Consider the following 14,409-nt stretch of genomic DNA (forward strand, 5'->3'; position numbering starts at 1 on the left):
GCACCTGCTCCTGCCCCGGCCCCCGCTCCTGCCTCCGCTCCGGGCGGGGGCGGGGGTGTACGTCGTTATCTGGCGGAGGCGGTGCTGCCGCTGTACGTGCTGCACCAGCCGATCGTGGTCGCCGTGGCGTTCGGGGTGGTGCGGCTGGAGGCGCCGATCGCCGTCAAGTACGTGATCATCGCCGCCGGTTCGTTCGCCCTGACGGTGGCCGCCTATGACGTGCTGGTGCGGCGGACCCGGCTGACCCGGTTCCTGTTCGGCATGCGTACGGCGCGGAAGGTCACGGCGGGGGAGCCGTCGAGGCGCGGGGGACCAGCGTCGGGGTGACGACGAAGCGCACCGACGAGGCGCGGCCCTCGACGCGTTCGAGCAGGAGCCGCCCGGCGGTCCGCCCCATGATGGCGCCGTCCTGGTCGACGCTGGTGAGCGAGATGTGCGCGAGCGCGGCCATGCTCGTGTTGTCGTAGCCGGCGACGGAGACGTCGGCGGGCACCCGCAGCCCCGCCTCGTGGAGGGCGGCGAGCGCGCCGAAGGCGGCCATGTCGGCGCCGGCGAAGATCGCGGTGGGGCGGGGCGTGGCGGCCAGGAGCTGCCGGGTGCCCCGGTGGCCGCCCTCCTCGGTGTAGGAGGTGGCGGCGACGGCGATGTGATCGGCCAGGCCGTGCTCGGTCATCACCCGCTCGTAGGTCCTGGCCCGGATGGCGTGCAGGAGGGCGGCGGGCCGGGAGCGGCTGCCGTCCTTCTGGGCGATGTGCGCGATGCGGCGGTGGCCGAGCGCGATGAGGTGGCCGACGGCCAGCTCGGTGCCGGCCTCGTCGTCGTCGAGCACGGAGTCGTAGACGGCGGAGCGTTCGTGGCGGCCGAGCACGACCGTGGGGGTCGTCGCGGCGACCTCTTCGAGCTGCGTCCTGGAGGCCAGCGGGGCGATCATGAGGATGCCGTCGACCTGCCGGTCCACCAGCGCCTCGATGGCGCGGCGCTCGGCCGTGGGGGTGGCGCCGCCGCCCTGGACCATGATCACCTGGTAGCCGGCGTCGGCGACCTGCTCGGTCATGCCGTCCACGATGTCGGGGAAGAACGGGTTCCTGATGTGCGGCAGCAGCACGCCGATCGTGAACGTGCGCCCGCGCATGGCGCGGGCCGCGGCCTGCGGGCGGTAGCCGAGCTCGTCGATGGCGGCCCGCACCCGGTCGCGCATGGCCGGGCTGACGCCGTAGGCGTTACGCAACACCTTGGACACGGCGGTGGTGGAGACCTGGGCGTGGCTGGCGACGTCGGTGATGGTCACGCGTCGCCGCTCCTGCGCGGCCAATGTGTCCCCTTCCTGGAATCCGGGTCCGATTGTACGAGCTCCGCACGGTGACCGGGATGGGTAACGTTACCCACAACAACGCCCCCAGTCGATCTGGAAGGCCGGTGGACAACGGGTAACGATAGAGGACCGTTCTCCAAAACGCCCCTTGACGCCTCCCGGGGAAGCGCCTACGTTAACTCGCATCGGGGGCCTTTAAAACGATTCAACTAACCCGGAGGGGCGTTGTGAAGACCTCTCACCGCACGCTGGGAGCGGCTCTGGCCGTTCTCGCGATGACGGCCCTGACCTCCTGCGGATCGGGCCCGGAGCCCGCGTCCGACGGCACCGTGACCCTGTCCTTCCTGGTGGACAACAGCCAGGCGACCGTGGACACCGCCAAGGCGCTCGCCGACGCCTTCATGCGGGCCGACCCCACCATCAAGATCGAGACGGAGACCCGGCCCGGCGGCAGCGAGGGCGACAACATCGTCAAGACCAGGCTCTCCACCGGCGACATGGCCGACGTGTTCTGGTACAACTCGGGCTCCCTGCTGCAGGCCCTCAACCCCGCCCAGTCCATGCTCGACCTGACCGGCGACCCGGTCCTGGCCAACGTGCAGGAGTCGTTCCTGCCGGTGGTGTCGCAGGACGGCAAGGTCTACGGCGTGCCCGCCGGCACCGCCATGGGCGGCGGCATCCTCTACAACCGCAAGGTCTACGACAAGCTCGGCCTGCGGGTGCCCAAGTCCTGGGCCGAGTTCATGGCCAACAACGACAAGATCAAGGCGTCCGGCGTCACCCCGGTCATCGCCACGTTCAAGGACACCTGGAGCTCGCAGCTGTTCGTGCTGGGCGACTACTACAACGTCCAGGCCGCCGTGCCCGCCTTCGCCCAGGACTACACGGCCAACAAGGCGAAGTTCGCCGCCACCCCCGCCGCCATGGCGGGCTTCGAGCACCTGGCCGAGCTGCACGCCAAGGGCCTGCTCAACGAGGGCTTCGGCTCGGCCACCGTCGACCAGGGCATGAAGATGCTGGTCGAGGGCAAGGGCGCGCACTACGCGATGCTCAGCGCCCAGCTGCCGCCGCTGGTGGACACCATGCCGCAGGCCGCCACCGACATCGGCTTCTTCGGCATCCCCGGCGCCGACCCGGCCACGAACGGCGCCACCATCTGGGAGCCGCCGGGCATCTACGTCGCCAAGACCACCGAGCACGCCGAGGCGGCCAAGAAGTTCCTGGCCTTCGTCGCCTCACCGCCGGCCGCCGACGCCGTGAACAAGGTCGTCGCCCCGCCCGGCCCGTACCGGATCGACGGCGCCGAGCTGCCCGGCGACGCCATCCAGGCCGCCAAGGACCTGCAGGCCTACATCGACGCCGGCGACAGCGCGCCCGCGCTGGAGTTCGTCTCGCCGGTGAAGGGCCCGTCGCTGGAGCAGATCACCGTCGCCGTCGGCTCCGGGCTCACCAAGCCCGCCGAGGGGGCCGCCCAGTACGACAAGGACGTGGAGAAGCAGGCCAAGCAGCTGGGCCTGGCCGGGTGGTGACCCGACAGGACGCCGGGCCCCGCACCGGGCCCGGCCTGCCCACCGGCCACGCCCGGGCCACGGGCGCCCGGCGGCGCGCCGCCTACCCGTACGCGTTCTACCTGCCGGCCGGGATCGTCTACGTGGTGATCTTCCTGGTGCCGACGGTCATGGCGTTCTACTTCTCGCTGACCCGCTGGACCCTGTTCGACAGCGAGTTCGTCGGCCTGCAGAACTTCCGCGACTTCTTCGCCGAGCAGAACCTCAGCATCGGCTTCGCCAACACGTTCGTCTACGCGGTTCTCACCAGCGGCCTGAAGGTCGTGCTCGGCCTGCTGCTGGGCGTGCTGCTGACGTCGAAGCTGCGGTTGCGCGGCTTCCTGCGGTCGGTGGTGTTCTTCCCCGTGCTGGTCAGCACCGTCGCCGTCGGCATCACGTTCAGCGTGCTGCTGCGGCCCGACACCGGCCTGGTCAACAAGACGCTGGCCCTCGTCGGGATCGACGGGCCGGACTGGCTCGGCGACGCCACCACGGCGCTGCTGTCGGTGGCGCTGGTGGACGTCTGGAAGGGCGTCGGCCTGGCCACCGTCATCTACATCGCCGGCATCCTGTCCATCCCGCAGGAGTATCACCAGGCGGTCGCGGTCGACGGCGGCAGCGCCTGGCACCGCTTCCGGCACGTGACTCTGCCGCTGAGCTGGCCCGCCACCTACTCGGTGATCATCCTGTCGTTCATCGGCGGACTGCGCTCCTTCGACCTCATCTGGACGATGACGCGCGGCGGCCCGGGTTTCACCAGCGACACCATCGCCTCGATCATCTACAAGCAGTACCAGGCCGGCTTCTACGGCCTGTCGACCGCCGGGAACGTCATCCTGTTCGTCGTCGTCACCGCCATCGCCGTCCCGCTCACCTGGTTCCTCGGCAAGAGGCAGGTGGCCGCGTGAGAACCCTGCGCAGGTTCGGCGCCGAGGGCGCCGCGCTCGTCGTGGCCACCGTCGTCTTCCTCATCCCGTTCGCCCTCATGCTGCTCACCGCGGTCAAGGACGAGGAGCAGGCCATCGACCTGGACTTCGCCTGGCCGACCAGCTGGCCCGTGGTGGAGAACCTGATGGCGGTGATCGAGGCCCGCGACTACGTGCTGCTGCGCGCCTACGTCAACAGCACCGTCCTGACCGTCGCGTCCGTCGCGCTGATCGTGGTCTTCGCCGCGATGGCCGCGTTCGTGCTGCAGCGCCGCCCCGGCAAGGTCGCCAAGGTCGCCGACCTCCTGGTGCTGTCCGGGCTGATCATCCCGCCGGCGGTCGTGCCGACGATCTGGCTGCTGCAGACGCTCGGCCTGTTCAAGACCATGCCCGGGCTGATCCTGGCCGAGGTGGCCTTCAACCTGTCGTTCGCGATGCTGCTGTTCAAGGCGTTCATCGCGGCCATCCCGCGCGAACTGGACGAGGCCGCGCAGATCGACGGCTGCGGCGGCGTGAAACTGTTCTTCCGCGTCGTCTTCCCGCTGCTGCGGCCGGTCACCATCACGGTCATCCTGACCAGCTCGGTGGCCGTCTTCAACGACTTCGTCAACCCGCTGTATCTGCTGCCCGGCGACGACAACGCCACCGTGCAGGTCACCCTCTACAACTTCCAGAGCCAGTACAGCACGCAGTGGAACCTGCTGTTCATGGACATCGTCCTGATCACGATCCCGCCGCTGCTGCTGTTCGTCTTCTTCAACCGCAAGATCGTCGCCGGGATGACCGCCGGCGCCATCAAAGGATGACATGACCCCTCCGCACGTCCACGCCCCCGTCTTCGAGCATCACCGGCACCCCCTCGGCATCGGTGAGCCCGCCCCGCGCCTGTCCTGGACGGTCGCCACCGGCGTCCCCGGCTGGCGGCAGCGCGCGTACGAGATCGAGCTGAGCGACGGCACGTCCACCGGCGTCGTCGAGTCGGCGCGGGACACGCTGGTCGCCTGGCCCGGTGCGCCGCTCGGCTCGCGCGAGCGGCGCGGCGCGCGCGTCCGCGTGCACGGCGCCGACGGCTCCGCCAGCGACTGGAGCCCGTGGGCGCGGGCCGAGACCGGTCTGCTGGACCCCGCCGACTGGCGCGCCGCCGCCGCGGCCCCGCCGAGGTCCCTGCTCGGCCCGCCCGACGGCCCCGCGCTCCTGATGCGCCGCGACTTCGCCGTGCGCGGCGAGGTCACGCGGGCCCGCCTGTACGTCACCGCGCACGGCCTGTACGAGGTCGAGCTCAACGGCACGGTCGTCGGCGACGACGTGCTCGCCCCCGGCTGGAGCAGCTACGGCCACCGCCTGCGCTACCGCACCTACGACGTCACCGGCCTGCTGGCCGCCGGGCCGAACGCCATCGGCGCCACAATCGCCGACGGCTGGTACCGGGGCCGGCTCGGCTTCCGGGGCGGCCGGACCGGCACGTACGGCGACCGCACCGCGCTCATCGCCCAGCTGGAGATCACCTACGCCGACGGCACCACCGACCTGGTCGTCACCGACGGAAGCTGGCGCTGCGCCCCCGGCCCCGTCACCGCCGCCAGTCTGTACGACGGCGAGAGCCACGACGCCCGGCTGGAGCCCGCGGGCTGGTCCGCGCCCGGCTTCGACGACGCCTCCTGGCTGCCCGCCGAGCCGCTCGGCCACGACCCCGCCCTGCTCACCGCCCCCACCGGCCCGCCGGTGCGCCGGACCGAGACGCTGCGCCCGGTGGAGACGCTGACCGGCCCCGGCGGCGAGACCATCCTCGACTTCGGCCAGAATGTCTCCGGCCGGCTGCGCATCCGCGTGCAGGGCCCGGCCGGCCACACCGTCACCCTCCGCCACGCCGAGGTGCTCGAGGACGGCGCCCTCGGCCTGCGCCCGCTGCGCGAGGCCGCCGCCCGCGACGCGTACACGCTGCGCGGCGACGACGCCCCCGAGGAGTGGGAGCCGCGCTTCACCATTCACGGCTTCCGCTACGCCCAGGTCGACGGCTGGCCCGGCCAACCGGCCCCCGGCGACGTCGAAGCCGTCGTCTGCCACACCGACCTGGAGCGCACCGGCTGGTTCGAATGCTCCGACGCCGCGCTCAACCGGCTGCACGAGAACGTCGTGTGGAGCATGCGCGGCAACTTCGTCGACCTGCCCACCGACTGCCCCCAGCGCGACGAGCGCCTCGGCTGGACCGGCGACATCCAGGTCTTCGCGCCGGCGGCCGCCTTCCTCTACGACTGCTCCGGCATGCTGGCGTCGTGGCTGGCCGACCTCGCCGCCGAACAGGCCGAGCACGGCACCGTCCCGCACTACGTGCCCTGGGTGCAGCTCCTGTTCCCGGTGGAGCCGGCCGCCGCCTGGGGCGACGCCGCCGTGGTCGTGCCGTGGGTGCTGTACGAGCGCTTCGGCGACCTGGAGGTGCTGCGGGCCCAGTACCCCAGCATGACGGCCTGGGTGGACCAGATCGCCGGGCTGGCCGGGGACAAGCACCTGTGGGACGAGGGCTTCCAGTTCGGCGACTGGCTCGACCCGACCGCGCCGCCGGAACGCCCCTTCGAGGCGCGCACCGACCCGGCGCTGGTCGCCACCGCGTACCTGGCCCTGTCAGCCCGCCTCCTGTCACGGGCCGCCGCCGCGCTGGACCGTACCGAGGACGCCCGCCGCTACGGCGAGCTGGCCGACCGCGTCCGGGCCGCCTTCGAGGCCGCCTACACCGAGCCGTCCGGCGACATGTACGCCGGCTCGCAGACCGCCTACGCGCTCGCCCTGCGCTTCGGCCTCCTCGACGGCGAGGAGCGCCGCGCCCGCGCCGGCGTCCGCCTCGCCGAGCTCGTCCGCGCCAACGGCCACCGGATCGGCACCGGATTCGTCGGCACGCCGCTCATCTGCGACGCCCTCGCCGAGTCCGGCTCGCTGGAGGACGCCTACCGGCTGCTGCTGCAGACCGAGTGCCCGTCCTGGCTGTACGCGGTGACGATGGGCGCCACCACCATCTGGGAACGCTGGGACAGCATGCTGCCCGACGGCACGGTCAACCCGGGCGAGATGACCTCCTTCAACCACTACGCCCTCGGCGCGGTCGCCGACTGGCTGCACCGCACCGTCGCGGGCCTGGCCCCCGCCGAGCCCGGCTACCGCCGCCTGCTCGTCCGCCCCCGCCCCGGCGGGGGGCTCACCCGAGCCCGCGCCCGCCACCTCACCCCGCGCGGACCGGCGGAGGTCAGCTGGCGGCGCTCCGGCGACCGCCTGACCGTGGACGTGCTCGTCCCCCCGAACACCACCGCCACCATCGACCTCCCGGGCCGGGAGCCGTTCGAGGCCGTCGCCGGCCACCACACCTTCCACTGCCCCTTCCCGGAGGCCGGTCAGGGGACGCCCGTGGGCTGAATCGTTTTACTCGCCCGCCCGGCCGGCCCTTGACGGCCGCGTGACGGGCGTGCAAGCCTGCGGAATGCGCTTTCCCAGCTCTCCGGGCCCGTACCGGGCCGCCATAGCCGGCACCGGCGCCATCGCCGACGCCCACGCCCGGGCCATCGCCGGCTCGGGCGGCCGGGCCAGCCTCGTCGCCGTGGCCGACGTCGACCCCGGCCGTGCCACGTCGTTCGCCGGAAGATGGCGGGGCGGCCAGGCGGGCCCGGCCGCGTACGCGAGCCTGACCGAGCTGCTGGCCGCGCAGGAGGTGGACCTGGTCCACGTGTGCACCCCGCCGGGGCTGCACACGCCGCTGGCGCTGGAGTGCCTGGAGGCGGGGGTGACGGCGCTGATCGAGAAGCCGCCGACTTTGTCGCTGGCCGAGTTCGACACCCTTGCCGAGGCGGAGAGCCGCTCGACGGCGCACGTGGCGACCGTGCTGCAGCACCGGTTCGGCGCGGGCGCGCTGCGGCTGCGCCGCCTGGCCGGGGCCGGTGAGCTGGGCCGCCCGCTGCTGGCGACCTGCGACACGCAGTGGTACCGCGACGAGGCCTACTACGCGGTGCCGTGGCGCGGCACGTGGGAGTCGGAGGGCGGCGGCCCGACGATGGGGCACGGCATCCACCAGTTCGACCTGCTGCTGTCGGTGCTCGGCCCGTGGAGCGAGGTCACGGCGGTCGCCGCCCGGCAGGCACGCCCGGTCGACACCGAGGACGTGTCGGCGGCGATCGTCACCTTCGAGAACGGCGCGATCGCCACGGTGGTGAACTCGGTGCTGTCACCCCGGCAGACCTCGGCGCTCCGCTTCGACTACGAGCGCGCCACCGTCGAGGTGGAGCACCTGTACGGCTACACCGACGACGACTGGAAGGTCACCCCGGCGCCCGGCCACGAGGACGTCGCCGGGCTGTGGAAGCCCGAGGGCCCGGGCGCGGCCAGCGGCCACGACGACTGGTTCACCGCCGTGCTCGACGCCCTCGACGACGGCCAGGCGCCGCCGGTGACCAGCACGGACACCCGGCGGACGATGGAGTTCATCGCCGCGCTGTACGCCTCCGCCTTCACCGGCGAGCGCGTGCGAGCCGGCCAGATCGCGCCCGGCAGCCCGTTCGCGCTGCGCATGGACGGGACCGGCGCCCCCTGGGAACACCGGAGGACCAAGTGACTTTGCAGGTCAACCACGAGCTCGGCCGGTCGGTCACCGTCTCGGCCGGCGACGCGGAGCTGTTCACCTACGTCTACCGCCCGGACACGCCGGTACGGGAGTCCCCCAAGCCGTACATCCACCCGATCCGCACCCTCGGCGGCGCGCTCGTGTCGCTGTTCCGGCCGCACGACCACGTGTGGCACAAGGGCATCGCCTGGTCGCTGCCGCACGTGGGGGAGCACAACTTCTGGGGCGGCCCCACGTACGTGCACGGCAGGTCCTACGTGCAGCTCGGCAACAACGGCAGCGCCACGCACCGGGAGATGACCGGCCTGTCGGCGGGCGCCGCCGCCGAGCTGGCGCACACGCTCGACTGGACGTCGCAGGCCGGCGACCCGGTGATCGAGGAGCGGCGGTCGCTGGGCGCGGCCGTGGTGGACGGGACGACCTGGTCGCTGGTGTTCGACACGGCGATGACGAACGTGTCGGGCGGCACGCTGGCGTTCGGCTCGCCCACGACGAAGGGACGCGAGAACGCCGGCTACGGCGGCCTGTTCTGGCGCGGCCCGAGGTCGTTCACCGGCGGCGTCGTCCAGTCGCCGGACAAGGCGGGCGGCGACGAGCTGCGCGGGACGCGCGCCGAGTGGTTCGGCTTCCGCGGCCGGCACGACGAAACGGGCGGCCACTCGACGATCGTCGTCGTGGACGACACGGCCAACCCGCGGCATCCGCCGCAGTGGTTCGCGCGCAGCGAGGACTTCGCCTGCCTGTGCCCGGCGCCGTTCTTCGGCGAGGAACTGGACCTGCCGGACGGCGGGACGCTGCGGTTCCGCTACGCGGTCGTGATCGGCGACGGCGACCGGGGCGAGGAGGGCACGGCGCTGCTCGCCGGCCGGGGCCGCGCCGCGCTGGCGGCCCGATGACCACGTTCCCCGGCGGGACGTCGGTCAGCCGCCTGTCCGTCTACCCGGGCGCGTGCGCCGACGGGCTCGCGGGCGGCACCCCGCACCTGCACACCGCCTCCACCGAGGCGTACGTGGTCGTCGGCGGCCACGGCGCCCTGCAGACGCTCGACGTCAACGGGTTCCGCGAGAGCGAGCTGAGCGCGGGCTCGACCATCTGGTTCACGCCGGGCACCATCCACCGGGCCGTCAACCGGGGCGGCCTGGAGGTCGTGGTCGTCATGCAGAACGCCGGGCTGCCCGAGGCGGGCGACGCCGTCATGACGTTCCCGCCGGAGATCCTGGCCGACCCCGGCCGCTACCGGGCCGCGGCCGCCCTGCCCGCCGATCCGGAGGCGGCCGAGGAGGCCGTCGCCCGCCGCCGGGACCTGGCCGTGGACGGCTTCCACCAGGTCGCCGACGCCCTGCGGGCCGGGGACACCGGCCCGCTGCTGCGGCTCTACGCCAGCGCGGTCGCGCTGGTGCGGCCCGCCGTCGCCCGGTGGCGGGAGATCTGGGAGGAGTCCGTCGCCGCCCAGGCCCGCCACACCGCGGGCGTGCTCGACGCCCTGGACCGGGGCGACGGCGATCACCTGCTGCGGTCCGCGCTGATGGAGAGCGCGCCGCAGGACCGCTGGGGCATGTGCGGCCGGCTGCGCGCCCACGACGTCGCCAACCCTGCCACGCTCAGCCCCTGAAGCCCGGCCGCCCGATCACCTCAGTGCGAACGCCCTGACGATCACCTGCTCGACCTTGTTGCCCGACCTGTCCCAGGCGGCCACCTTCAGCGACACGTGCCCGTCCTGCCGCTTGTGGTGGACCTTGACCCGGTACTCGCCGTCGCCGCGCCGCTCCGCCCGCACGTCGGTCCAGGTGGCGCCGTCGTCGTAGGAGAGCTGGACGGCGGCGCCGGCGATCCGCGCGGGGGCGGCGCCGGTGGGCGCGCGGACGGCGAGGCCGAAGCTGTGCCGCCCGCGCGCCCGGACGCTGTTGCGCAGGTCGACGCCGAGCGCGTAGTCGATCGTGAGCAACGGCAGCACCTCCGGCTCGCCGGTCCGGGCCGAGGAGAACGTCCACGCCGTGTCCGTCCTGGTGCCGGTGCCCCACCAGCCGGCCGCGCGGGTGGCGCTCTGCTCCAGCCGGTACGTCGCCCGCTCCCCGGGGAAGGTGAACACCTGGTTGTACAGCTCCCCGCCGGAGGCGATCAGCTCCCCGCCGCGGCGGAGCGCGAACGACGCCCGGTCGCCCGTGCCGTACACGAAGCCGAAATGACTGGGATCGGAGTCGCCGAACGCCGGCGTCAGCATCCGCACCTGGTCACCGTTCCGCCGGGCGGGCAGCCCGTACTCGGTGTAGGCGCTCGACAGCTCGCGCGGCTGGCCGGGCCCGCCGGGCGCGAACCAGTGCTCGCTCACCCGCTGCCCCGCCCGGTACGCCCGGTCGCCGCTGATCAGCTCCGCGCCCTCCACCGAACGCTGGAACCGGGTGCGGACGACCAGGTCGCCGGGTGTCGTCCACTCCTCGCGCCGCATCGCGCCGAGGATCGGCGACGGTTTGATCATGATGCCGCCGATCGCCGGACGGAAGCTGGCGCGGGTGCCGTACCCGGCCTCGCCGGAGGTGCCGTGGTAGCTCGCGTCGACGCGCGCCATGGTGCGCGGCGAGATCTCGTAGCGCAGGTCGCGCGGGACTCCGTCGTGCCAGCGGAGCACGTCGTACCAGAACGGGCTCACCGAGGTGCCCCGCAGCCGCGCCCGCCCGGCCGCGCGCAGGGCCGCCGCCCCGTCGCGGCCGGTGGTGAACGCGGGCACGGTCAGCCCGCTGCCCCAGTACGACAGCGCGCCCCGCGCCTCCTCCAGCGCGACGACGATGACCGAGGCGCCCGCCTCGGCCGCGCTGTCGATCGCCGGGAACATGTCCGCCCCGGGCCGGTAGCTCAGCAGCGCCAGCTTGCCGGACAGGTCGACGCCGGTGAAGTCCTCACGCGTGCCGCCGTCGTGCACGGGCAGGTCGCGCCGCCCGTCGAACGCCGGGCCGTACTCCATGTGGACGAGCCGCACGTCCCGGCCGCCCGCCTCGGCGGCGGCGACCGGCGCGTACAGGTCCCAGTGGTGGTACATCTCGAACACGCCGCTCTCCGCCCGCGGGACGCGCGTGAGGTAGGCGCGCTCGGTGGCGGGCGTCAGCATCCACGACGAGTGCAGGCCGGGCGCGTCGCCGCGCCGGACATGGCCGATCGTGACCTGGGAGTGGTCGGCCCGTTTCGCGGTGTCCAGCCGGATCCGGCCGGCGTCGCGGGTGTCGATCGGCACCGTCGCCGGGCCGGTGATCTCGACGTCCGGGTCGCCGGCGAACACCACCTCGGCGGACTGCACGCTCGGGTGCCGGGGCTCGAACAGCGTGGCCATCATCGAGTACCGCCCGGCGGGCAGGTCGGCGACGAGCTTGCCGTCGGCGGGCACCGGCAGGTCGAGGAAGTCGCCGGTGTCCAGGTCGAGCACGTCCACGCTGGAGCCGTCGCCGGGCGCGCCGCCGTCGCGGTAGGTGACGGGGATCTCCACGCGGTGCCGGATCGGGCTGATGGTCTGCACGATCGCGACCGTCACCGCGACCCCGTCCGCCGTGGCGCGCAGCCGCCCGGTGTAGCGGCCCCGCGCGCTCTTGGACGGGTCGGTGGCCACCGGCACCCGCGCCGTGCCGCCGGGCGGCACCTCGGCGCGGGTCGCGGCCAGCGTGAACATGCCGGCCGGGGCCGGTTCGCCCCGGTTGTCACGCATGTCCAGGGTCAGGTCCAGGGAGACGGCCGTGTCGCCGGCGTTGACCAGCTCGACCGACGAGGTCAGGGCGGCGGCGTCGGCGGTCACGGTCGGCTGGCTGATCGTGGCCGGGTTCGCGTACACCTGCTGGGCGACCGCCCGGCCGGCGTCCACCCGGCCGGAGCCGATCGCGTCGAGGTCGCCGTCCACCGGCTCGGCCGCGCTGATCAGCGCGGCCTTGAGCTGCTGGGCGCTCCAGCCCGGATGGCGCTGGGCGAGCAGCGCCGCCGACCCGGCGACGTGCGGCGTGGCCATCGAGGTGCCGTTCAGCGCCGTGTACCGGTCGTCGACCGGCGAGCCCAGTGAGGTGCCGGCGGCGCGGGCGGCGACGATGGCGACGCCCGGCGCGCTGATCTCCGGCTTGAGCGCGTCGTCGCCGGGGCGGGGGCCGCGCGAGGAGAATGCGGCCAGTTCGTCACCCTTGCTGACGGCGCCGACGGTGAGCGCCGCGTCGGCGGCCCCGGGGGAGGACACGCTGCCCGCGTCCGGTCCCTCGTTGCCCGCCGCGACCACGAACAGCGTGTCCGACTGGCTCGACAGCGTGTTCAGCGCCTGGCTCATCGGGTCCCGCCCGTCGGACGGGTCGGGGGTGCCCAGGCTCATGCTGACGACGTCGACCTTCTGGGCCGCCGCCCATTCCATCCCGGCGACGATCCACGACAGGTAGCCCTCGCCGGTGTCGCCGAGCACCTTGCCGACGTACAGCGACGCGCCGGGCGCGACGCCCTTGCGCCGGCCGGCGTCGCCCGCGCCACTGCCCGCGCCACTGCCCGCGCCACTGCCCGCCACCGTGGCCGCCACGTGCGTGCCGTGGCCGTTGCGGTCCACCGTGTCGGCGGAGTCGGAGAAGTTGGCGCTCTCGGCGATGCGGCCCGCCAGGTCGGGGTGCGTGGCGTCGGCGCCGGTGTCGAGCACCGCGACCTTCACACCCGCGCCGTCGTAGCCCGCCTGCCAGGCGGCCGGGGCGCCGATCCGCGGCACGCTCTCCTCCAGCGTGGCCCGTACCGGCCGGTCCAGCCAGATCTTCTCGTACGGCAGCGCGGCCGCCTTGGCGGAGGCCGGGCCGAGCGCGTCCCAGAACTCGGCCGCCCGCGCGGGGGCGCGCTCGACGGCGACGGCGTTCGCGCTGGCGAGCACCCGCGTCCTGCGAGCCCCGGCGGGCGGTGGCTGGGCGGCGAGCGAGCGCTTGCCGCCGTAGCTGACGATCAGCGGCAGCGACGCGCGGCGCGCGTCGTCGAAGCCCGCCTCGATGAGCGTGGTGACGTTGAACAGCTCCCGGTCCAGCCGGTCCGCCGCCAGCAGCGGCCGCGCGGTCTGCGGGATCATGTACAGGTCGCCGTCCCGCTCGACGGTCTTGAACGCGGGCTGTGGGCGGCCCGCCGCCGGTCGCGGGGCGGCGGCCTGCCGGCCGTCGGCGTAGGTCCGGACGTCGACGACGTCGCCGGTGATCAGCGTCAGCGTGTGCGTGGTCGCCGGCGTGACGGGCGGACCTCCCGCTTCGGCCTCAGCCGGCACGGCGAGCCCGAAGGCCAGCACCGCCGCGCCGGTGGTCGCTGCGACGGCACGGGGCAGTGGTCGCATCTCTGGGGTTCCTCCCTCTGTTCCACGCGGGTGATCATTAACACCGCGCAGGACAGATTGTCAGGACATCAGGTGGGTCATCCCAAGATTTGTTACCGGCGGAGAGTCGCCATGGCGGGTTTCCGCCGCCCATACTGGGGCGTGGATCACGAACTGATCGCATACGTGCGCGAAGCGTTCGGATGGGACACGGATGTGGCCGTGTCGGCGGGGCGGCGCGGCGCGCTGGGGCAGATCTGGCGCCTGGACGTCGGCCCGGCACGCTACGCGCTCAAGGAGATCTTCGGCGAGCCGCCGCCGGGCGCGGTCGTCGAGGCGGAGCTGGCCTTCGCCCGGCGGGCGGCCGGCGCCGGGGTCCGGCTGCCGGCGAGCCACCCCGACCGCGAGGGCCGCCACCTGCTCGCGGGACCCGGTGGGCGGTGGCTGCGCCTCTACGACTGGGCCGATCTGCGCCCCGCCGACCTCGCCGCGCCCGCCACGCCGCGCGAGCTCGGCACGCTCCTCGCCCGGCTGCACCGCTGCGCCCCCGCCACGGCCGCCGAGCCCGGCGGCCGTGGCGGGGGCGCAGCGGTGCAGCCGGGCGAGGAGCGTGCCGAGGTCGCGCGGCGGGGCGGGGGCGGGGGGGGCGGGGGGGGGGGCACACGGCCCCCGCGACAGGGGCCGCCACCCCCCCCCCGGGCCCGCGCGCAGGGGGGGGGCCCCGCGGGCGCGGG

At 73.8% G+C, this 14,409-nt stretch carries 10 protein-coding genes and 1 pseudogene; 9 read left to right on the plus strand and 2 right to left on the minus strand.

Translation table 11 applies throughout. The features are described from left to right. A pseudogene (locus tag ADY59_RS41890) lies at window positions 1–327 on the plus strand (hypothetical protein); the annotation flags it as partial. Here ADY59_RS41890 and ADY59_RS41895 read toward each other — a convergent pair. Continuing rightward, a complete protein-coding gene (locus ADY59_RS41895) occupies window positions 281–1,288 on the minus strand; it encodes a LacI family DNA-binding transcriptional regulator (RefSeq protein WP_049575170.1) in 1,008 nt (335 codons plus the stop codon). The pseudogene ADY59_RS41890 and the gene ADY59_RS41895 overlap by 47 nt on opposite strands. Window positions 1,289–1,539: 251 nt before the next feature. Here ADY59_RS41895 and ADY59_RS41900 point away from each other — a divergent pair, with 251 nt between their 5' ends. From ADY59_RS41900 to ADY59_RS53595, 7 genes are all read left to right on the plus strand, one after another. Continuing rightward, window positions 1,540–2,841 (plus strand): ABC transporter substrate-binding protein, encoded by a 1,302-nt coding sequence (locus ADY59_RS41900; RefSeq protein ID WP_197094100.1) that lies wholly within the window; start codon window positions 1,540–1,542, stop codon window positions 2,839–2,841. Further along, entirely contained in the window at window positions 2,835–3,767 is a 933-nt protein-coding gene (locus ADY59_RS41905; RefSeq protein ID WP_231619152.1) for a carbohydrate ABC transporter permease, read from the plus strand. Before ADY59_RS41900 ends, ADY59_RS41905 begins: the two co-directional genes overlap by 7 nt. Further along, entirely contained in the window at window positions 3,764–4,591 is an 828-nt protein-coding gene (locus ADY59_RS41910; RefSeq protein WP_049575173.1) for a carbohydrate ABC transporter permease, read from the plus strand. The genes ADY59_RS41905 and ADY59_RS41910 overlap by 4 nt, the downstream gene beginning before the upstream one ends. 1 nt (window position 4,592) lies before the next feature. Continuing rightward, on the plus strand, window positions 4,593–7,187 hold the full coding sequence (locus tag ADY59_RS41915) for a glycoside hydrolase family 78 protein (protein WP_049575176.1): 2,595 nt from the start codon (window positions 4,593–4,595) through the stop codon (window positions 7,185–7,187). Window positions 7,188–7,251: 64 nt separating this feature from the next. Beyond that, window positions 7,252–8,376: a Gfo/Idh/MocA family protein gene (locus ADY59_RS41920; protein ID WP_049575179.1), complete on the plus strand. Its 1,125-nt coding sequence runs from the start codon at window positions 7,252–7,254 to the stop codon at window positions 8,374–8,376. Continuing rightward, the gene (locus ADY59_RS41925) at window positions 8,373–9,281 is read left to right on the plus strand and encodes a PmoA family protein (protein WP_053175669.1); all 909 of its coding nucleotides are present in this window, start codon (window positions 8,373–8,375) and stop codon (window positions 9,279–9,281) included. The genes ADY59_RS41920 and ADY59_RS41925 overlap by 4 nt, the downstream gene beginning before the upstream one ends. Next, window positions 9,278–9,997: a cupin domain-containing protein gene (locus ADY59_RS53595; RefSeq protein WP_049575183.1), complete on the plus strand. Its 720-nt coding sequence runs from the start codon at window positions 9,278–9,280 to the stop codon at window positions 9,995–9,997. The genes ADY59_RS41925 and ADY59_RS53595 overlap by 4 nt, the downstream gene beginning before the upstream one ends. A gap of 15 nt (window positions 9,998–10,012) precedes the next feature. Here the strand turns inward: ADY59_RS53595 and ADY59_RS41935 are convergent, their stop codons facing one another. Next, window positions 10,013–13,696 carry a S8 family peptidase gene (locus ADY59_RS41935; RefSeq protein ID WP_049575187.1) on the minus strand — a complete coding sequence of 1,228 codons (3,684 nt, stop codon included), beginning with the start codon at window positions 13,694–13,696 and terminating at the stop codon, window positions 10,013–10,015. A gap of 141 nt (window positions 13,697–13,837) precedes the next feature. Here ADY59_RS41935 and ADY59_RS50740 point away from each other — a divergent pair. After that, window positions 13,838–14,409: hypothetical protein (locus ADY59_RS50740; protein WP_197094102.1), on the plus strand; the 572-nt coding region annotated here is incomplete at its 3' end.

Source organism: Nonomuraea sp. SBT364, assembly GCF_001083785.1.
Taxonomy (GTDB): domain Bacteria; phylum Actinomycetota; class Actinomycetes; order Streptosporangiales; family Streptosporangiaceae; genus Nonomuraea.

Coding starts and splice junctions, on each gene's coding strand:
- ADY59_RS41920 (WP_049575179.1), top strand. CDS start 7,252: ATGCGCTTTCCCAGCTCTCCGGGCCCGTACCGGGCCGCCATAGCCGGC.
- ADY59_RS53595 (WP_049575183.1), top strand. CDS start 9,278: ATGACCACGTTCCCCGGCGGGACGTCGGTCAGCCGCCTGTCCGTCTAC.
- ADY59_RS41915 (WP_049575176.1), top strand. CDS start 4,593: ATGACCCCTCCGCACGTCCACGCCCCCGTCTTCGAGCATCACCGGCAC.
- ADY59_RS41935 (WP_049575187.1), bottom strand. CDS start 13,696: ATGCGACCACTGCCCCGTGCCGTCGCAGCGACCACCGGCGCGGCGGTG.